Source organism: Bacillus sp. TH30 (assembly GCF_016650875.1).
Classification (GTDB): Bacteria; Bacillota; Bacilli; order Bacillales; family Bacillaceae_G; genus Bacillus_A; species Bacillus_A mycoides.
Genome location: NZ_JAEKEY010000002.1, coordinates 383737 through 404338, shown reverse-complemented (window position 1 = coordinate 404338; position 20602 = coordinate 383737). Strand labels below are relative to the sequence as shown.

The 20602-nt window shown below is 33.8% G+C and carries 23 protein-coding genes and 1 pseudogene; 21 read left to right on the top strand and 3 right to left on the bottom strand.

What is annotated here, in order from left to right; genetic code table 11:
* Positions 1-5 precede the first annotated feature (5 nt).
* From JFU20_RS04325 to JFU20_RS04315, 3 genes are all read left to right on the top strand, one after another.
* Complete coding sequence (locus JFU20_RS04325; protein WP_201038367.1) at positions 6-704, top strand: aspartate/glutamate racemase family protein; 699 nt, start codon at positions 6-8, stop codon at positions 702-704.
* 88 nt (positions 705-792) lie between these two features.
* Entirely contained in the window at positions 793-1266 is a 474-nt protein-coding gene (locus JFU20_RS04320) for an SAM-dependent methyltransferase (protein ID WP_085310860.1), read from the top strand.
* Positions 1263-1703, top strand: a complete 441-nt coding sequence (locus JFU20_RS04315; protein ID WP_016094139.1) for a GNAT family N-acetyltransferase — start codon at positions 1263-1265, stop codon at positions 1701-1703. The genes JFU20_RS04320 and JFU20_RS04315 overlap by 4 nt, the downstream gene beginning before the upstream one ends.
* 55 nt (positions 1704-1758) lie before the next feature.
* Here JFU20_RS04315 and JFU20_RS04310 read toward each other — a convergent pair whose 3' ends face one another.
* Positions 1759-2286, bottom strand: a complete 528-nt coding sequence (locus JFU20_RS04310) for an HAD-IIIA family hydrolase (RefSeq protein WP_002012601.1) — start codon at positions 2284-2286, stop codon at positions 1759-1761.
* 171 nt (positions 2287-2457) lie between these two features.
* Between JFU20_RS04310 and JFU20_RS04305 the strand changes: the two genes are divergently transcribed.
* From JFU20_RS04305 to JFU20_RS04270, 9 genes and pseudogenes are all read left to right on the top strand, one after another.
* Positions 2458-3168, top strand: coding sequence for an ABC transporter ATP-binding protein (locus JFU20_RS04305; RefSeq protein WP_002012603.1), 711 nt, complete (start codon positions 2458-2460; stop codon positions 3166-3168).
* The gene (locus JFU20_RS04300; RefSeq protein ID WP_002165893.1) at positions 3161-4360 is read left to right on the top strand and encodes an ABC transporter permease; all 1200 of its coding nucleotides are present in this window, start codon (positions 3161-3163) and stop codon (positions 4358-4360) included. The genes JFU20_RS04305 and JFU20_RS04300 overlap by 8 nt, the downstream gene beginning before the upstream one ends.
* A 283-nt stretch (positions 4361-4643) precedes the next feature.
* Positions 4644-5231 (top strand): YpjP family protein, encoded by a 588-nt coding sequence (locus tag JFU20_RS04295; protein ID WP_002012605.1) that lies wholly within the window; start codon positions 4644-4646, stop codon positions 5229-5231.
* A gap of 105 nt (positions 5232-5336) precedes the next feature.
* Complete coding sequence (locus JFU20_RS04290; RefSeq protein WP_185949918.1) at positions 5337-5972, top strand: HAD family hydrolase; 636 nt, start codon at positions 5337-5339, stop codon at positions 5970-5972.
* Positions 5973-6024: 52 nt separating this feature from the next.
* Positions 6025-6164, top strand: a pseudogene (locus JFU20_RS30845) (VOC family protein); the annotation flags it as partial.
* Between the two features lie 11 nt (positions 6165-6175).
* The gene (locus tag JFU20_RS04285) at positions 6176-7108 is read left to right on the top strand and encodes an aminoglycoside phosphotransferase family protein (RefSeq protein WP_002165892.1); all 933 of its coding nucleotides are present in this window, start codon (positions 6176-6178) and stop codon (positions 7106-7108) included.
* Positions 7109-7399: 291 nt separating this feature from the next.
* Positions 7400-8281 carry an AraC family transcriptional regulator gene (locus tag JFU20_RS04280; protein WP_201038366.1) on the top strand — a complete coding sequence of 294 codons (882 nt, stop codon included), beginning with the start codon at positions 7400-7402 and terminating at the stop codon, positions 8279-8281.
* Between the two features lie 132 nt (positions 8282-8413).
* A complete protein-coding gene (locus JFU20_RS04275) occupies positions 8414-9523 on the top strand; it encodes an alpha/beta hydrolase (protein ID WP_002012613.1) in 1110 nt (369 codons plus the stop codon).
* 13 nt (positions 9524-9536) lie between these two features.
* Positions 9537-9803, top strand: coding sequence for a phosphatase PAP2 family protein (locus JFU20_RS04270; RefSeq protein WP_002165891.1), 267 nt, complete (start codon positions 9537-9539; stop codon positions 9801-9803).
* 195 nt (positions 9804-9998) lie between these two features.
* Here JFU20_RS04270 and JFU20_RS04265 read toward each other — a convergent pair whose 3' ends face one another.
* Positions 9999-11456 carry a serine hydrolase gene (locus tag JFU20_RS04265; RefSeq protein WP_002012615.1) on the bottom strand — a complete coding sequence of 486 codons (1458 nt, stop codon included), beginning with the start codon at positions 11454-11456 and terminating at the stop codon, positions 9999-10001.
* Between the two features lie 198 nt (positions 11457-11654).
* On the opposite strand from JFU20_RS04265, the gene JFU20_RS04260 reads away from it, so the two are divergent.
* The 5 genes from JFU20_RS04260 to JFU20_RS04240 all read left to right on the top strand — a co-directional run bounded on the left by JFU20_RS04260 (position 11655) and on the right by JFU20_RS04240 (position 16968).
* Positions 11655-12611, top strand: coding sequence for a thymidylate synthase (locus JFU20_RS04260; protein ID WP_002012616.1), 957 nt, complete (start codon positions 11655-11657; stop codon positions 12609-12611).
* A gap of 19 nt (positions 12612-12630) precedes the next feature.
* Positions 12631-13119, top strand: coding sequence for a dihydrofolate reductase (locus JFU20_RS04255; RefSeq protein WP_002012617.1), 489 nt, complete (start codon positions 12631-12633; stop codon positions 13117-13119).
* Positions 13120-13275: 156 nt separating this feature from the next.
* Complete coding sequence (gene pbpC, locus JFU20_RS04250; protein ID WP_201038365.1) at positions 13276-15261, top strand: penicillin-binding protein 3; 1986 nt, start codon at positions 13276-13278, stop codon at positions 15259-15261.
* Positions 15262-15501: 240 nt separating this feature from the next.
* The gene (locus JFU20_RS04245; protein ID WP_002012622.1) at positions 15502-16137 is read left to right on the top strand and encodes an FMN-dependent NADH-azoreductase; all 636 of its coding nucleotides are present in this window, start codon (positions 15502-15504) and stop codon (positions 16135-16137) included.
* 111 nt (positions 16138-16248) lie between these two features.
* Positions 16249-16968 (top strand): lysophospholipid acyltransferase family protein, encoded by a 720-nt coding sequence (locus JFU20_RS04240; protein WP_002165888.1) that lies wholly within the window; start codon positions 16249-16251, stop codon positions 16966-16968.
* Positions 16969-17004: 36 nt separating this feature from the next.
* Here the strand turns inward: JFU20_RS04240 and trhA are convergent, their stop codons facing one another.
* Positions 17005-17661 carry a PAQR family membrane homeostasis protein TrhA gene (trhA, locus tag JFU20_RS04235; protein ID WP_002085872.1) on the bottom strand — a complete coding sequence of 219 codons (657 nt, stop codon included), beginning with the start codon at positions 17659-17661 and terminating at the stop codon, positions 17005-17007.
* A gap of 209 nt (positions 17662-17870) precedes the next feature.
* On the opposite strand from trhA, the gene JFU20_RS04230 reads away from it, so the two are divergent.
* The 4 genes from JFU20_RS04230 (at position 17871) to JFU20_RS04215 (ending at position 20427) form a co-directional block, all read left to right on the top strand.
* Positions 17871-18050 (top strand): twin-arginine translocase TatA/TatE family subunit, encoded by a 180-nt coding sequence (locus JFU20_RS04230; RefSeq protein WP_002012719.1) that lies wholly within the window; start codon positions 17871-17873, stop codon positions 18048-18050.
* A gap of 57 nt (positions 18051-18107) precedes the next feature.
* The gene (gene tatC / locus JFU20_RS04225) at positions 18108-18851 is read left to right on the top strand and encodes a twin-arginine translocase subunit TatC (RefSeq protein WP_012260868.1); all 744 of its coding nucleotides are present in this window, start codon (positions 18108-18110) and stop codon (positions 18849-18851) included.
* Positions 18852-19179: 328 nt separating this feature from the next.
* The gene (locus JFU20_RS04220) at positions 19180-19431 is read left to right on the top strand and encodes a DUF2535 family protein (RefSeq protein ID WP_002012715.1); all 252 of its coding nucleotides are present in this window, start codon (positions 19180-19182) and stop codon (positions 19429-19431) included.
* A gap of 153 nt (positions 19432-19584) precedes the next feature.
* Positions 19585-20427, top strand: a complete 843-nt coding sequence (locus JFU20_RS04215; RefSeq protein WP_033707617.1) for a DegV family protein — start codon at positions 19585-19587, stop codon at positions 20425-20427.
* The last annotated feature ends 175 nt before the right edge of the window (positions 20428-20602 follow it).

Here is a 20602-nt window from a genome sequence, read left to right as displayed (position 1 = left end):
TTACTATGAAAACGATAGGTCTTATAGGTGGTATGAGTTGGGAATCAACTTCTGAATACTATCGAATTTTAAATGAAGAAATAAAAAGTAGATTAGGTGGATTACATTCAGCAAAATGTCTGATTAATAGTGTGAATTTTGAAGAGATTGAACGATTCCAGTCTAGCGGAGATTGGGAGGGAGTAGGAGAAGTATTAGGGAATACGGCGTATTCATTGCAGAAAGGAGGAGCAGACTTTATAATCATTTGCACAAATACAATGCATAAAGTAGTTGAGAAAATAAAGGAGAATATTAACATTCCAGTATTACATATTGCGGATGCAACTGCAAAAGAAATAAATAGAAAAGGTATTCAATCGGTTGGTCTGCTTGGAACAAAATATACGATGGAGCAAGATTTCTATAAATCACGTATAGAAGAGAATGATATAAAAGTAATAGTACCATTAGGAAAAGATAGAGAAAAAATAAATGAAGTAATATACAAAGAATTATGTTTAGGAAAGATAACATCTCAATCTAGAGAGTATTATAAAAGAGTTATAGAAGAGTTAGTGCAAAAAGGGGCGCAAGGAATAATATTAGGGTGTACAGAAATAGGGTTATTAATAAAGCAGGAAGACATATCAGTTCCGATATTTGATACAACGCATATACATGCGATTGAAGCAGTCAATTTCGCTTTAGATAATAGATTGTAATTATATTATGTAAACTTAACTCATTTGTCTGGAAAACATTCAGAAAATATTTTATAATGTAAGTGGTTACATTTAAGGGGGAATGCGGATGTTTTCAGTTCAGCCAATCGCATTTGTACATAATGAAAGAAAGGAAATAAAAGATGATGAGTGGGGAGAAGTAAGATCTTATATTACTTTAACTGATATGTATACAGAGGAAAGTATACAAGGGATTGAAGATTTTTCTCATATTGAAGTTGTCTTTTATTTTCATAAAGTAACTGATGAACAAATTCAATATTTTGCTAGACATCCTAGAAATAATAATGATTATCCTAAAGTAGGCATTTTTGCACAGCGCGGGAAAAATCGTCCGAATCGCATAGGAGCTACAATTGTAAAGGTGGTCAAAAGAGAAGGTAAATCAATTATTGTTGAGGGGTTAGATGCTATTGATGGCACCCCTATATTGGATATAAAGCCGATAATGAAAGAGTTTATGCCGAAAGAAGAAATTCTACAGCCTAAATGGGTAACGGATATTATGAAACAATATTGGAAGGGGAATAAAACAAAATGAGAATATATGAGGCAACAATTGCAGATTTAGATGGACTAGCATCTGTTTTTAATAACTATCGCGTATTTTATCGACAAGATTCCGATATTGAAGGAGCAAAAGTATTTTTACGAAATCGAATCGAGAGAAAAGAATCCATTATTTTCGTGGCAGTTGAAGAGGGAGAATATATCGGATTCACGCAACTATATCCATCATTTTCTTCTATTTCGATGAAAGAGTTATGGATTTTAAATGATCTGTTTGTACAAAAGGCGAAGCGCGGAGCCGGAACAGGTAAAAAATTGTTAGAGGCCGCAAAAGAATTTGCATTAGAAAATGGTGCAAAAGGTGTAAAATTACAAACAGAGATTGATAATTTATCAGCACAGCGATTATATGCTGAAAATGGATATTTAAGAGATAATCGTTATTTCCATTATGAATTAACTTTTTGAAATATATATAGTTAAATGAGACGTTTTCAAAGTGAAGACGTCTCATTTAATTTTTTTATTGATGATTTAAAATCCAATTTGTAGCGTCTTCAAAGTTTTCTGCGATGTAATTTGGTTCAATATGTGCCCATTTATCTCGGAATGTATGTAAAGCATCATATCCAGCGCCAGTTTGAACTAATATAGTCGTTGCATTTACTTTTGCCCCAGCAACAATATCCGTCCAGCGATCACCGATTACAGCGCATTTTGTTAAATCAAGCCCATGTTTTTCCGCTGCTTGCAGGAGCATACCTGCGCTCGGTTTGCGGCATTCACATCCATCACCATGTCTATGAGGACAAAGGTAAATATCATCAAAACCAAACTCCTTTAATTCTCTCGTAAAATCATTCGCAGTTGCTTTTCCATCCGCGATACCTGGTTGATTCGTAAAAGAGAATAGTTTAATATTTTGAGCTTTTAACTTTTGTAAAGATTCCTTTGTAAAAGGAAATAATGTGAAAGAACCTGGATAATGTATTGTAGTATCACCGCCAATTGTTCCGTCACGATCAATGAATATTGCTTCAATGTTTGTCATAGTTATAGTCCTTTCAATTTAAATTAAAATCTACAAACATTAAGTATTCTCTTGAAATATGCTTTTTCCTGCTACAGAAATAAATATATCAGAAGTGATATAATACTATATTAAGAGGGATATGTTATCATTTTCCTTGATTGTAATGTAAATGGAAAGAAGGTAAGTATTATGTTAGAGGTGAATATCCGCTCAGCCGGATATGAAATTGGTGAAAAGACAGTTCATGATATTGCATTTGCAATTGAAAAAGGAGAGTTAGTGGCTCTTATTGGTGCAAATGGCGCAGGAAAGAGTACGACAATTAAATCGATACTCGGTTTGCTTGTCAATATGGATGGTGAAATCTCGTTTGGTGAAAAGAAAAATCCATATGCATATGTACCGGAGCATCCCACTTATTATGATTATTTAACTTTATGGGAGCATATTGAATTGTTAATGGCTGCCCGTGGAAATGAAGAGGGAAATTGGGAGGACAAAGCAAGGGAATTATTACATACGTTTCGAATGGAAAAACATATACACGAATACATATCAAAATTTTCAAAAGGTATGAAACAAAAATCGATGTTAATATTAGCATTTTTAACAGAGCCAGATTTTTATATTATTGATGAGCCTTTTATCGGTTTAGATCCAGTAGCCACGAAAGACTTTTTGAATTATTTATATAAAGAAAAAGAGCGAGGAGCAGGTATATTACTTTGTACGCACGTGCTGGATACGGCTGAAAGAATTTGTGAAAGGTTTTTACTCATTTCGCAAGGTACATTAGTAGCAGATGGGCATTTAGAGGCGATCCAATCGTTAGCAGAAATGCCAGGAAGTACACTGTTAGATTGTTTCGATGCAATTGTAAGGCGGGAACAAAATGATTAAACAACAGTTTAATCAAAGGTTACGTCATGAATTGCAAAGAAAATGGAAAGCGATTCGTTCTGTAACAGATTGGACAGTAGCATTATATATTGTTATTCCCGCACTTATATTTATTGTAATGTATTATCGTTCATTATGGGTAAAAGAACTATCAATGGAAGAGATCGTTTATTTTGGATTAGGTTTACTTGCATTTTACTTTGTTACATTTTCAAGAGGAGTTCGCTCATTTTTTGAACAAGCAGATAGCTTATTTTTAATTTCGTACCCAAATCATATGCGAAAATTAATGAAGCTTGGCATGATATATACGTTAATTCGGATTGCAATAACGAACGCAATTGTAGTATTCATTATGCTGCCTATATTGATGAAAAGTATGGGAGCGACAATTATACAAATCGTACTGTTCTGGATGTTCTTTACTGTTTTTCGATTTATGCTATCGTTGTTGACGAGATTCATAAATGTACGTGTGGGGAAACGATGGGTTTTATTGATTATAAAAGATGTTATATTTTCTTTAAGTTTAGTCTATTTTGGAATCAGTGTATTTTTCATTTTTAAAAATCCATTGTATTTCATATTATTTACCGGCCTAGTAGCTGTACTTACTGTAGTCTTAGTAAAAGAAAAGATGAATTATAAAAATTTCTTTTTTAAAGAAGTTGAGAAAGAAAAAGAAGAAAGTATGCGCTGGACTGTAGGGATTATGCAAGTTGGTGGTCATGCAGCTAAACCAAGTAGTTCGAATAAAAAACCGTGGATGTTCCCTCGTTCTAAAAAGATATTAGGAAAAAAATCTGATTCGCGTATTGTAGAAGCTTTTTTAAAAGAATTTTTGCGTACAAGTAGTGCTTTAATGTTTTATGTTCAAATTGTATGTATAAGTACTGTAAGTATTATCGTGACTCCGCAGTGGATAACAGCTATTATTCTTGTATTTGCTATAGTTGCTATTTCTCGCTATGCGCGTGATTATTGGAATGAATTTACGAAGAAAATGTTTCTACATTTATATTGTGATGAAGGAGAATTACTATTATTAAGGTGGAAGGCGGATCGTTATTTGCTACTTCCAGTCGTATTCATATACGGGACGGTCATCCTTTCTCAGTTTTATTTATTACCAGCAGTAATTATTGGAGTTATTTTTATAGTATTCATTGGTTGGATTGTATTTTTACCATAGAAAAAGAGCCGGAAGCGGCTCTTTTTCTAGTCTGTAACACACTGGTAAATAAAATATACTAAAAGGAGTATGCTTGCGGCTGAGTACACGACATCTAAAGTCATCTGATTGTCCCCCTCATTGTTGTTGTATTTATAGTGTATGAAATCTTACAATTTCATATTCAAGTGAAAAATATGTGAACGTTAACAAAATTGTAAAGTGCAAAAATTACAATCATTTTGTATAATAGAAGAAACAACCGTTATATAAAATATAATGAGTGAAAGGGGAGGGAACATAAATGCCAAATTGGTTTAGAAAAACCTTAGTCGCATTAATTACCGTATTTACGTTTGGTTTAGTGACGCCTCCTTCCATATTACTTGATAATGCCAAAGCTGCGGACAAGCCTACGAGCACAGCTGGGCAACAAAATTTGGAGAGTACGTCCTATACATATGAAGAAACAAATGATAGGTTAACCACCGATACTTTTGTTAACTATGCGATGCAAGAAGCAGAGAAGCAATCTATGCAAAAATTCGGCTCTAAAATTGGGCCTGTAATTGAAGATGAATTTAAAGATGTTGTATTACCTAAAATTGAAGAGGCTATTGCGGAACTTGCAAATGATGTGCCAGAAGAATCGTTACAATCATTAGCGATTTCTCAAAAACCAGCTGGTGGAAATAATGAAAAGATTTTTCATGTTTATGACACGAAATCAGGAAATGACTTACTGCGATTTCATGTGAGGAGAGATCATCCACCGCAAGATGGATATTATTTTAATTTCCACTATCATCGTTTTGATGATGGATATTCAGGACACCATGAGTTAGGAAATATTTATTGGAATACGAATGTACCGCCGAAATGGTTGTCTTAAAAAGAACGAGAGAAAATCTTGTTCTTTTTTTCTTTATGAAAGGATACGACATTTATGTTGTTGAATAACATATGTTTAGGAAAAAAGAAAAAAGGGAGTATGGGGATGCAAAAATATATCGTTTTTGACTTTGATGGCACATTAGTAGATTCACAAAATATATTTGTACCGATTTATAATCAACTTGCTGAAAAGCATGGATATAAGACAGTTAGTGAGGAAGAAATTGAGCCTTTACGAAAATTGACTATTTCTGAAAGATGTAAAAAACTCGATGTACCACTTTATAAACTTCCTATATTGGCGTTAGAGTTTTATAAATTATATCAACCTGCCATAAAAGATCTCGTTTTATTCCATGGGATGAAGGATGTATTAGATGAATTACATAAAAAAGGCTACGGGATTGCGGTTATATCTTCGAACTCAGAAGAGCATATTAGGGCATTTTTACATAGTAATGGCATAGAAAATATTCAAGAAGTGTATTGTTCTAAAAATTTATTCGGTAAAGATAAAATGATTAAAAGATTTTTAAAGTCGAAAAAGCTAACAGAACAAGATATGTTGTATGTCGGTGATGAACAATGTGATATTGCAGCTTGTAAAAAAGCTGGTGTGAATGTCATTTGGGTTTCTTGGGGGTATGACGTAATTGAGACAGTAAAAGGAGACGCGCCAGATTATATGGTTAATACGCCAGGGGAAATTGTGCAAGTAGTACAGGCGGCACATTCTTAATATAAATAAACTTCGAGCAGTTATTTATCATATTGAATTTTGGGTAGTAAAGTTTCTTACTGGCAATAAGGTGAAGGTTATACGTGGTCCAATTGAAATGAATCATTATTCGGATGTTACTATACAATAGACTTTTATGACCCGAAGGGCTTTATTGTAGAGGTTGCGTATACAGCGAATACAGAAATGTAAGGAGAATAGACATGAAGATAATTACAATGTGGAAAAATAATATACAAATAGTAAAAGATGCTGCAAATATTGAAGAAATCTCTAAAGGTTTCTCTCCTGATAAAAAATATATTATTACGACTACTGATGATGAAAAATATTTATTACGGACAGGTGATATAAAAGAGTATGATAGGAAAAAAATAGAGTTTAAAATTTTAAATGAAATGGTAAAACGTAACGTGCAGGCTCAAAGACCAATTGAACTCGGTATATTGGAGGAAGAAGATTTATGTTATAGTATTTTTTCATATTTAGAAGGAGAAGATGCTAAGAAGCTATTGCCTACATATACGCCAAGAGAACAATATGATATTGGTATAGCAGCAGGAAAAGACTTAGCAAAAATGCATACACATGAAGCTCCTAAGGATATACTCCCATGGTATGAAAGAGCAATGAAAAAACATCGAAAATATGTAGAGGCATATAAAACATGCGGAATACAAATTAAAAATGATGATAAAATCATAAAGTTTATAGATGAAAATGAAAAATATTTAAAGAACCGCCCAAATCGATTTCAACACGATGATTTTCATTTAGAAAATATAATTGTACGTGATGCGAAATATGTAGGTGTTGTTGATTTTAATGGCTACGACTGGGGCGACCCACTTCATGATTTCGTAAAAATAGCACTATTTGCAAGGGACATTAGTATCCCGTATTCAATCGGACAAATAGAAGGATACTTTAATGGGAGAATAGCAGAGGAGTTTTGGAAATTATATGCGGTTTACGTTGGCATGACGGTTTTTTCTTCAGTTGTCTGGAGTTTACGAGCAGCACCGCATATGTTAGATGATACGTTAGAACGTCTTACTATAGTTTTAGAGGATCATAAAAATTTTGAATTATCAAAGCCAATCTGGTTTGATAGTGAAATGATGAATAAAAAATAAGGATAGCAGGTGGGAAATCTCACACCTGCTATTTGTAAATAACTCATGAGACGGTCTCTTTACATACTATGTATGTAGTTTTTTTATGAAGGAATGAAAACCTTGACGTCTACTTTATCCTGCTATTTGCCGGGCAGTAAAACTCCCACCTCAAAATTCGGCTTGAGCAAAGAAGTTAGGTGGGAGTCGGGCTGCCCGTAAACGCTCGATTGGTGAAGGCTAATAATCAGTGGGGATGAACAAAACCCCCACTGATTAAAGTTTCACTTTATATAAAAAGGGGGTGGACTATTGAAAATCAGGCAAGGTAAATATGAAGAAATAAAAGTACGCGATAGAATTCCAGGAATGGTTGAATATATAGAGGATACGATGTTACCTACTGGTTTTCACTATTATATTCCTCCTCACTGGCATAGAAGTATTGAAATTAGCCTAGTCGTATATGGAGAGGTTTTCTTGTATGTGAATGGGCAAAAAAAGAAAGTATCCGCTGGCGAATTTATTTTTGTGAATAGTGGCGATGTTCATGAATTCGAAAAAGTTAAAAATACAAGTTGTGCAGTAATGATGTTAATTATTTCTTATGAATTTCTTAAAGAGGTAAATGGAGATTTTGATAAATATAGATTTAATATAAAAGAATCAGTTATTCAGAAAACTAACCTCCAGCAAATATTTTATGAATTAAAGGAGTTAGTCACAAATTCGGATGATTTAAGTTACATAAAAATTAATAGTTTAATTTATGAAATTGTTTATATTCTATTGCGATATTGCAAAGATGGAGAGAGTATAGACAATAATTATCAACTTGGAAATAAACAGAAAGAAATGATTACGTATATTTATAAACATTATGATGAAGAACTTAAACTGAAAGATGTAGCTAAACATTTTTTTGTAAGTGAAGAACATTTTTCCCGTATGTTCAAAAAATCGTTCGGATCAAATTTCACCACTTTTTTAACGAGATACAGGCTCTATAAAGCGTATGAAGATATTATTAATAGTACAAATTCTATACAAGATATAGCAGTAAAACACGGATTTCCAAATGTAAAATCATTTATTTCACAGTTTAAAGAAAAATATGGATATACACCATTACAGTATAGGAAAAATATCACATCAAAAAATGACAATAATCGAATCAAATATGAACAACAATAAAAAAACGTTTCATGTTACATTTTGTACATGGAACGTTTTTTATTTAGTAATAGTAAATGAAGTGAGATTCAATAGAGATTTATATAATCTGAAGAAATGAAAGCGTTTAAAACAAGGGAGGATGAATACTAGATGACTAGAAAATATGACTTAAACCTATTAGAAAAAATTCAAGAAAAACAAGAAATCATTAATGTACAGGGGGCGAAAGTTTTAGTAAAAAACATACCAGATTGCGATGAAAAAGGAGCGATGGATCCACGCCTTTATAAGGATACGAAGGTTCAAATGAATGTAATGAGGTTTATGCCTAAAAATATGATGAAAATGGACGCTTCTGAAAAGTCGGTAAGGAATATGCGAAAACAATTTAATGGAATTAAGAGTGTTCCAATTGTCACTAAAGACGTTAATATTACGCATAAAACAGTGAAAGCGGAAGATGGATATGCTATTCCGATAAGAATTTATAACAGTGTTTCTAAACAAGAGAATGCGCCAGTTTTATACTTTATTCACGGTGGTGGATTTATGGCAGGATCACCAGATGTAGTAGAAGAACTTGTGAAATTGATAGTAGAAAAAACAGATATACTAGCCGTTTCTGTGGATTATCGATTAGCTCCGGAAAATCCTTTTCCAACTGGGCATACAGATTGCTACACTACTTTAAAGTGGATTTATGAAAATGCTGATACATTAGGCGGGGATAAGAATAATATCTTTGTGGCAGGTGATAGTGCAGGAGGGAACTTAACACAGTATTGTACAACTAAAGATATGGAAGATGGTAGGAAGTACGTGAAGGGACAGTTGCTTCTGTATCCTACACTTAATATGTGTGACTATGAAGATGAATTTTATTCTTGGAGTATAGATAAATATGAAATTGCTCCTAAGTATAAAAAAGGATTAGAAAAAATGCTTAATATAATGCATTCAATGGTTGGAGGTATGTCAGAAGTACTTGGTACGAAAGAAATTCATTCTAAGTATTTAAGTCCATATGTTGATGTATCCCCAGACTATCCAAGTACATTTATTACGGTAGGAGAGCATGATTTTTTAATGATTGAATGTTTAGCGTATGCAGCTAAATTAACTAAAAAAGGAGTTGATACTGAGACAGTTCTTTATCGAGGGTTGGGGCACGCTTATGGAGATAACGTAGGTGTCTATCCTCAAAGTGAAGATTTAGCAATTGAGATGGGGAATTTTATATTAAAACATAGTGGAAAGTAGGAGAAATAGAAAAGTGATATTAATTTCCAGCTTCGCTATTTTACTATGTATCTTTGCATTTACAGACTTACAAATATCCAATAGTCTATATGAACCAACTAATAAGATACTAGTACCAATGAGTCGTATTGTGGTAGGAGCCCATTTTGCTTCAGATGTTACAGTTGGAGTCGCTATTTCAGTTACTGTTTTTATGTGTTTGAAAAAAATTATATGGAGAGATAAGAAAAATAAACGCGCCAATAATAATGATGTTCTTCTGCATTCAGGAAATCGATAATAAAAAAGTTATTTCTTTGAGATTATATAACAATTAATAGATAGCTTGTTCATTAAGTTGTTTTTGATTAATAAGTTAGTATTTGGGCTACCCTTAATTTATTTGTTCAATTAAATAACAGAATTATCGGTTTATGGAAGGGTTTCTAGTTCCAAAATAATAGAGGGAAGCACAGTCTTCCCTCTATTTAATTTGTTATTTAATTTTCGTAAATGTAAGAGGCTGAGTACTTAAAGTTGCAGGTACGTGTAATTGAAGAGCCGGGAATTCACCATTTACATTCATATCATAAGCGAATAAAAGCCCCATTTTCATTTGGAACAAACTAATTGATGCTGAGAAGATGTCGTAATGATGATGTTTTAGCTGAAATTCCATATCCATAAATTGTACATGTAGGAAATCATCTTGTTTGTATACTTTCAGTGTTCCATAAGCGGGATGCTCAAAAGTTCCAGTGTAGTCATCTAATGCATGAGAAGAGGTAGTCCCTTTTATTGGTTCGGGAAGTGATGTAGTTGCCTCTTTCATCATTTCTTTCATTTTTTCACTATCTTCTACAGCACGTTCATGCCAGTCGATATATTCTAGTCCGAGAAGTTCATCGTAAATATGCTTTGTAATATAAGTAGGAAGTAAAGTTTGTCCAGAATTTGTTAGTACGATAATACCGATATTTTCGTTTGGCATAAATGACGCAAGTGCAGAAAATCCATCAATATTACCGCCGTGATGAATCATTTTATAACCGCGGTAAGCACTAATAAACCAACCGAGTCCATAGCTATTTAATGGTGATTCACTCGTTGATAACATTGGCTGATCCGGGATTGGAGTGTGTGGTGTATACATTTCTTGGAGTAGTTCAGTAGAAATCAAATCATGATTTTCTGTTTTTCCTTCGTTTAAATGAAGCAAAACCCATTTTGCCATATCTTCAATGGTAGAATTAATACATCCAGCCGCTCCAACTGTATCGATATTTCGGAATGGAATTTCTTTTATTTCACCGTCATTTTCAATATAAGGTAAAGCATAATCATCTGTATTTTGTGAGTCTGTAACAGAGAAGTTTGTTTGATCCATATTTAAAGGTTCTAAAATATGTTCTGCAACGTATTGCTCCCACGTTTGATTCGTAATATTTTCCACAATATAACTAATTGTCGCATACATTAAGTTGTTATAAAGAAATGCTGTGCGGAACGGAGCATCAAGTGATAAATGTTTTATTTTTTCTACTATATCTTTTCGAGTTAAAGAAGAGCTGTACCAAAGAGCATCGTGACGACTTACCCCAGTACGATGAGAAGCTAAATCTCGTCCTGTAACTTGCGAGTTAGCGAGCATATCGGATAAAGAGAAGTTAGGTACGTAAGTTTGGACAGGAGTATCCCAATTAAACTTTTTTTGCTGTGCTAATAAGCTTAATGAAAGTGTACCGAATGCTTTCGTCGCAGAACCGATTGCGAATCGTGTCTGCGGGGTAACGGCCTCTTTTTTCTCTATGTTACGATAGCCGAAACCTTCTGAAATAATGACCTCACCATCTTTTATAACAGCTACAGCAGCGCCAGGAACGTGTAAATCCTTCATCATCTTCTCAACATTATGTTGTAACGTACTTAAAACAGGAGTTTTGATTTTAGACATGCTTCCAACCTCCAAATATAATTTTTATGTTCCGCACTATACTTTCTGTAATAGAAAAGTGAAAACCTTTTTTAATATTGAAAGTTAATAATTTTGTAAGAAATATTGAAAGAATTTTTATTAATTTGGATTATTAAATTCGCTGTTTTTCATGTTATGATAAATCTCATATAAGATTGAAAGAAGGTTTTCTTACATATGAAACATGCTGAATATGAATACTTAAATTTATGCCGTCATGTAATGGAGCACGGTACGAAGAAAGAAGATCGTACAGGGACAGGTACTGTATCTGTATTTGGATACCAAATGCGTTTCGATCTAAGTAAAGGATTTCCTTTATTAACGACAAAGAGAGTGCCATTTCGCCTAGTAGCAAGTGAGCTGCTTTGGTTTATGAAAGGTGATACAAACATTCGCTATTTATTGCAACATAATAATAATATTTGGAATGAATGGGCGTTTAAGAGCTGGGTAGAAAGCGATGAGTATACTGGCCCTGATATGACAGATTTCGGTCTTCGTTCACAACAAGATGAGGAATTTAAGAAGCAATACGATGAGCAAATGGAATTGTTTAAAAAGAACGTTTTAGAAGACGATGAATTCTCAACGAAATTTGGATATTTAGGAGACGTATACGGAAAGCAGTGGCGTGCTTGGAAAACGACAGCTGGTGAGACACTTGATCAATTAAAAGATGTAATTGAAATGATTAAGAAAACACCAGATTCACGCCGTCTAATTGTGTCTGCTTGGAATCCTGAAGATGTACCAAGTATGGCTTTACCGCCTTGTCATACGCTATTCCAGTTTTATGTAGCAGATGGAAAGCTTTCTTGTCAGTTATATCAGAGAAGCGGTGACATATTCCTTGGCATTCCATTTAACATTGCAAGCTATTCACTTTTAACACATTTAATTGCACATGAATGTGGTCTTGAAGTAGGAGAATTTGTTCATACAATTGGAGATGCACACATTTATACAAATCATTTTGAACAAGTAGAAAAGCAATTGGCACGTGAACCACGTTCATTCCCGAAACTTACATTAAATCCAGATGTAAAATCTGTGTTTGATTTTGAAATGGAAGATTTAACTATTGAAGGATATGATCCGCACCCAGCAATTAAAGCACCGGTTGCAGTGTAATTGTAGAGGAGATGACAAAATGATTGTTTCATTTATGGTCGCAATGGACGAAAATAGAGTAATTGGTAAAGATAATAAATTACCTTGGCATATACCGAGTGAACTACAGTACGTGAAGAAAACGACGATGGGTCACCCACTTATAATGGGAAGAAAGAACTATGAAGCAATTGGTAGACCATTGCCTGGAAGACGTAATATTATTGTAACGCGTAACGGTGATTATCATGTTGAAGGTTGTGAAGTTGTTCATTCTGTGGAAGAAGTATTTGAGCTATGCAAAGATGAAGAAGAAATCTTTATTTTTGGAGGAGCGCAAATTTATGATTTATTCTTACCGTATGTGGAGAAGTTGTATATAACAAAGATTCATCATGCATTTGATGGAGATACATTCTTCCCGGAAATGGATATGACTGATTGGAAAGAAGTTTTTGTGGAGAAGGGCTTAACGGATGAAAAAAATCCGTACACGTACTATTATCATATTTATGAAAAGCAACAATAAAAAAAGATTGATGTGAGCATTCACATCAATCTTTTTATTTATATTATCAGATGTATCTTTATAGATGGGATTCGATAGTGCTATAATGAGAGTTAGCATGTATAGAATGCTATAAATCTTTAGAAGTACGCTATGTAATAAAAGGAGGAGAATCGGTTGAGAAAAATATGGGGGATTCTTTTTCTTTGCTTTGCATTAATGCTAGTCGGATGCGGTAAAGAAGAAAAACCACAAGAAGCGTTTGATACATATGCAAAAGCATGGAATAAGAAAAAATTTGCTGATATGTATGATCAATTATCAGAAAATGCAAAAAAGAATATCTCTAAAAAAGATTTCACAGAGAAATATGAAAAAATTTATGCAGGTATAGAAGTGAAAAACTTAAAAGTAGAGACTGGCGAAGTAAAAGAGGATAAGAAAGAGAACGGCCCTGTTCCTTTTAAAGTAAGTATGGATACAGTTGGTGGTAATATCTCTTTTGGCCATGAAGCAAAAATGGTGAAAGAAAAAGATGGAGATAAAGAATCTTGGAAAATAGATTGGACTCCTGATTTCATTTTCCCTGGCATGACAAAAGATAGTAAAGTGCGTATGCAGGCAACACAACCAAAACGTGGTGAAGTTTACGATCGTAATGGAAAAGGTCTTGCGACGAATGGGAAAGCTTCTGAGATCGGAATCGTTCCAGAAAAATTAGACGCTACTGCTCCGCAAACGAAAGAAACAGTAGCGAAGTTGTTAAATATGTCTGTAGAAGAAATTGATCAAAAACTAGCTGCTAAATGGGTAAAACCAGGGTATCTCGTACCAATTGGAATTTTACCTGATGGGGCAACGCAAAATACGTACATCGATTTACCAGGTGTTTCAACAAAACCAGTAAATGTTCGTACATATCCGTTAGGGGAAGCGGCAGCTCATTTAACTGGTTATATCGGAAAGGTAAATGCTGAAGATTTAAAAACGCTTCAAAAGAAAGGCTATCAAGCCGATGATCCAGTTGGTAAAGCTGGATTAGAGCAAGTATTGGAAGAACAGCTACGCGGAAAAAAAGGTGGCCGTGTCTTCATGGAGGATGCACAAGGAAAAGAAATTAAAAATTTAGCGAAAACAGATGCTGTTGATGGAGAAAATGTAACTTTAACTATCGATAGTGTTGTTCAAGAAAAAACGTATAATGAAATGAAGGGAGAAGCTGGTTCAAGTGCGGCAATTAATCCGAAAAGTGGAGAAACAATTGCTCTTGTAAGTAGTCCAGCTTATAATCCTAATTTAATTGCACGAGGAACATCAAAAGCACAACGCGAGGCTTGGAATAATGACCCGAAAAAACCGATGACGAATCGATTTACACAATTATCGGTACCAGGTTCTGTATTTAAGCCAATTACAGGTGCAATTGGTCTTGAAACAAAAACAATCGATCCAAAAGAAGAATTGAAAATTGAAGGACTGAAATGGACGAAAGATTCTTCTTGGGGCAATTATTACGTAACACGTGTAAAAGATGCAAATCCGATTGGTTTTGATAAGGCAATGAAATACTCGGATAATATTTATTTCGCACAAGAAGCTTTGAAAATTGGAAAAGATAAATTTATGGCTGAGGCGAAAAAATTCGGATTTGATGAGAAATTACCAATTGAATACGGATTCCCAGCTTCTAAAATCGCAAATGATGGCATAAAAAATGATATTCAAATGGCAGATACAGGATATGGACAAGGACAAGTCTTAATGACTCCTCTTCATTTAGCTTTAACGTATGCACCGATTGTAAATGATGGAACGATTCCATCGCCATATCTTATTAAAACAGATAAACAACCAAAAGCTTGGAAAGAGAACGTGATTTCTAAAGAAAATCAAGATATATTGAAAACGGCTTTAACGAAAGTAATTAACGATCCAGATGGTACGGGGAAAATTGCGAAAATTGATGGTATGACCCTTGCTGGCAAAACAGGTACAGCGGAATTAAAAGTATCCAAAGAGGCCGAAGGAAAAGAACTAGGTTGGTTCGCTGCATTTGATTTAAATTCACCAGATATGGTCATTACAATGATGATTGAAGATGTAAAAGGTAGAGGCGGAAGTAACATTCCAGCTGAAAAAGTGAAACATGTTTTTCAAAAATAATATGTAATAAAAGGCTATCTCTATAGTGTATAGAGATAGCCTTTTTGCATGAGGAATTCTAAATATCTATATACTAAATTTTAAAGGAACAAAATAAATCATTAACTTACGAAAAAAAGTAGCTATTTTTTATTGACATCAAACATAACTTTTTGTATTATACTTACATAAGGTAAGTTATTTACTTTAAAATTATAAATCTCAAATTAAAGATAAAATGTGTAAAAGGGAGCTAATACAATGACAAAAGTACTATTTATTACAGCAAATCCAAATTCAGCAGAAGGTTCTTTCGGTATGGCAGTAGGAGAAGCTTTCATCGAAGCATATAAAAACGAACATCCACAAGACGAAGTTGTAACAATTGATTTATTCAATACAACTGTACCAGCAATCGATGCAGACGTATTTGCTGCTTGGGGGAAATTTGCAGCAGGCGAAGGATTCGAAACTTTAAGTGAAAATCAGCAACAAAAAGTTGCAGCAATGAACAATAACTTAGAAACATTTATGCATGCAGATCGTTATGTATTCGTGACTCCAATGTGGAACTTCAGCTACCCAGCAGTAGTGAAAGCATACTTAGATAACTTATCAATCGCAGGTAAAACATTCAAATATACTGAAAATGGTCCAGTTGGCTTACTAGAAGGCAAAAAAGCACTTCATATTCAAGCTACAGGCGGCGTTTACTCTGAAGGAGCATACGCATCTATGGACTTCGGTCGCAATCACTTAAATGCGGTATTAGGATTCATGGGTGTATCAGACACTGAATATATTGCAGTCGAGGGAATGAATGCAAATCCTGAAAAAGCACAAGACATTAAAGAAGCAGCAATTGTAAATGCACGCGAATTAGCAAAACGTTTCTAATATAGAAAACTTCAAAATGTCCAAACACTTGTTGTTTGGACATTTTTTCTTCTTTTTCCTTCGTTTGTCTAGTATAATGAAGGTCGGAATGATAATAGGTGGGGGTTCTGTATGATTCAAACGTTTTTTAAAATCTTTTATTTAATTTTAATCGTAATTGCGATTACACCAAGGTTGTGGCGTATAAAAAGAAAAGCAAATGCGATGTCACCGCAAGAAAAAGATAGTGTTGTGTATAAAACAACAAACTGGTTTGGTAAGAAAATGGTGGGTGTAACTGGATCGACTGTAGAAGTAAAGGGACTTGAAAATGTTCCAAAAGACAAGCCGGTGCTAGTTGTAAGTAATCATCAAAGTAATATGGATATTCCTGTTTTACTAGGTTACTTAAATAAGCCAATTGGATTCGTTTCAAAAGCGGAAATTAAAAAGTTTCCGGTTGTACCAACATGGATGGAACTAATGAATTGTGTGTTCATGGACCGCAGCGATCGCCGTCAATCTCTTAAGGCAATTAAAGATGGAATTGAACTGTTAAAGAGCGGGCATTCTATCGTGATTTTTCCAGAGGGAACGAGAAGTAAGGGTGGCGAAATCGGTGAGTTTAAAGCAGGGAGTTTTCACCTTGCTGTAAAATCTGGCGTATCTATATTACCAGTAACTTTAGATGGTACATATAAGATGTTTGAGGCTAATGGAAATCGTATGAAACCAGCTCATGCAACATTAATAATTTCTAAGCCAATTACACCTGAAGAATATGCAAGTATGGATGCTAAAGAGTTAACCCAGCATACAAAAGATATTATTGCATCTCAATTACATAAGTAATAAAAAAGTTTCAGCTTAAACAAGCTGAAACTTTTTTTATGCTGCGGGTAAGACATAAAACAGTACGCAGAAAAACATCATTGTACTACCGCCTAGTACGAAGAGATGCCAAATGGCATGATTGAACGGAAGCTTTTCCCAAAGGAAGAATATAGCTCCGACAGAATACAAAATGCCGCCTATTAATAGTAGTGAGAAGCCGTGACCGGTTAAATTTTCATAAAGGGGTTTAATGGCAACGATGATGAGCCAACCCATAATGATATAACATAATGTTGATGTTTTAATAAAGCGACGAACAAAGAAGATTTTGAAAATAATTCCACCAATCGCAAGGGTCCAAATAATTGCGAGTAAAGTCCAACCGAGCGGGCCACGCAGTGTAATGAGTAGAAATGGTGTATACGTGCCGGCAATTAATAAATATATGGCGGAGTGATCTAAAATGGTAAATAACTTTTCTACTTTTGGATGATGGATACTATGTAGCAGTGTAGAAAATAAGTATAGAAGGAACATGCTTACGCCATAAACGGTAAAACCAACAACAGCAGATGCTGTGCCATGTTTGGAAGCATGAATAATTAATATGATTAAGGCAGGGATGCTTAAAATGGCACCGATACCATGGGTAATTGCATTCGCAATTTCTTCTTTTACAAATTGGGTCATTCTTTTAATTTTTTGCGTCATAATGTTAATTCCTTTCACTGTATTGAGATAAGTTATATTTTCCTTAACCATATCATATACAAAAGGAATAGAAAATGATATTCAATTGATTATATTTTCGAATTTTTTTGACAAAAGACAACGGATACATTGACGTTTACGAAATTTTTTGACAAAATGAACTTATGGAATAGTAGGACAAGGAATCTACTTATGAAGGGGATGGGGAAATGTTTTCAAATATTGGCTTTCCAGGGTTAATTTTAATTTTAGTAGCAGTGTTAATTTTATTTGGCCCAAAAAAGTTACCGGAAATTGGGAAAGCTTTAGGGGAAACGCTAAAAGAATTTAAAAAATCAACAAAAGAATTGACTGATGAGGCATTTCAAGAGAAAGAAAAAAATAAATAAATAAAAGAATATGCTGAAGTTTTTCTCGGAATGGATAAATAAAGTGTGGTGAACGAGATGGAAGATCGGGAAATGAGCGTAGTAGAACATATTGTTGAGCTTCGCAAACGAGTAATATATACAGTATTATCCTTTGTATTATTTTTAATTATTGGATTTACTTTTACGAAGGATATTTATTTTTGGCTTGTAAAAGATTTACCAATGAAATTAACTGTTCTCGGTCCAAGTGATGTGTTGTGGATTTTTTTCTCGATTGCTACAGTATTTGCTATCGTTTGTACAATTCCTTTTGCTGCGATACAAATTTGGTTATTTGTAAAACCAGGTTTACATCCCAATGAACAAAAAATGACATTAATGTATATACCGGTATTGTCTATATTATTTATAGCAGGCCTATCTTTCGGTTATTTTATCGTCATGCCATTTTTATTTCATTTCCTAACTACAATTGGTAATGAGATGTTTAATACGATGTTTACAACGGAAAAATATTTTCATTTTGTATTAAATTTAACAGTTCCGTTTGCTGTTATATTTGAATTACCTGTAGTTGTTATGTTTTTAACGAGTATAGGTCTTCTAACGGCAGAATTTCTTCAGAAAATAAGAAGATATGCTTATGTCGTGTTGATTATAATTGCATCATGTATATCACCGCCAGATTTTTTATCACATAGTTTAGTAGCGGTACCGCTTATTTGTATTTATGAAATCAGTATCGCTTTATCAAAGATAGTTAGTAAACGAAAACAGAAAAGAGAAGAAGAAATACAGTCGAAAAGTGCCTCGTTATAAAGGCACTTTTTAATTTATTTGTTATACTCTAGCTATAATTGTATACAATATATAGAAGGAAAAAATTATAGAATCTCCAAAATTTAGACAAACTTTTCATTTTTATAAGTTTATACTGAAGTTATCAAGCTATATATGGGTAATAAGACTCCCGTCTCAAAGGATATATAGGACAGGGTTCGAATTAGGTGGATATAAATGAAGTATTAACTTCTAAATGGGGCAGCTTAAGGATATTTTAGTATTCATAGGAAACCTACACTAAAAAACGTGTTAAAGAATAAAGTGGAGGAAGTTCAAAAATCCAACGAAAAAGAGGATTGATATTGTGATTACGAAAAGTTTTTATTTCACTCATGCAACAGGGAATTGTATTAAAATATTTGAAATCCCTGTCCTACAAACACAGCATCCATTAGCGTTTCTAATTCAGTCTCGTCTTCAATTATTTATTGCAAAAATTCAAAAACATAAAAACCCAAGATTCTCGTACTCTTTCCGTGAATATTTACAAAGTTGTTTGAAGTGGAATGATTATTCAAATGTATATAAGACAAATACTCTTGAAAAGAATGCATAATACACAGCAGGGACAGAGTTAGATAGGCTCTGTCTTTTTTATTTTAGGTATAAAAATATAATTAATTTGGTGAAATTCATTCGAAATTGTTGAAAGCATCGGGAATGCTAGTATAATAACAGGGAGAGCGTATTGGAAAGGGAAGAATATAATATGCAAAAAATTAAAATTGTAACAGATTCAACGGCAGATTTATCAAAAGATATAATTGAGAAGTATGATATTCATGTTTTACCATTATCTATTTCTGTAAATGGACAAACATACTTAGATCGTGTAGATTTGCAACCGGATGAATTTATTGAAGAAATGATTAAATCAGAAGAATTACCAAAAACATCACAACCGGCTATGGGTACATTTGTAGAAATGTATGACAAGCTAGGCGAAGATGGAAGTGAAGTACTTTCCATTCATATGACAGGTGGAATGAGCGGTACTGTCGCAACAGCGAATAGCGCTGCATCAATGACAGATACAAAAGTAACAGTTGTTGATTCTCAATTTATTACACATGCTTTAGCATATCAAGTAATTGAAGCGGCAAAAATGGCAAAAGAAGAATGCTCACTAGAAGATATTTTAAAACGTATTGATGAAGTAAGAAAGAATACTCGTTTATATGTTGTCGTAGATACATTAGAAAACTTAGTAAAAGGTGGACGCATCGGTAAAGGTAAGGCACTTATTGGTTCTTTACTTAATATTAAACCAATTGCAAGTTTAGAAGGCGGCGTATATAATCCGGTAACGAAAGTACGTAGCCAAGGGCAGATTGTAAAAACGTTGGCTAAACTATTCGAGGAAGATACTGCTGGAAAAGTGGTGAAAGCTGTTGCGATTCCACATGCTAAAGCAATTCCTTTAGCAGAAAGTGTAAAAGCTGCTGTTGAAAAAGTGAATGGATTCACTCAATCAGAGATTTTCTATACAACACCAGTTATCAGTACTCATACAGGACCAGGAGCAATTGGTTTTATGTATTTAGCAGAGTAATAAAAAAGCTACTTGAAATGAATTTTCAAGTAGCTTTTTTATTATTTCAGGACAGAAAATAAGAAATGAGAAGGGCAATACAGGCGCTACCGCTAATTATATAGCGAGTCTGTAAATAATCTTTCATGGAAAACACCCTTTTCAATTTTTTAAAGTATATGATAAATTACTCGCA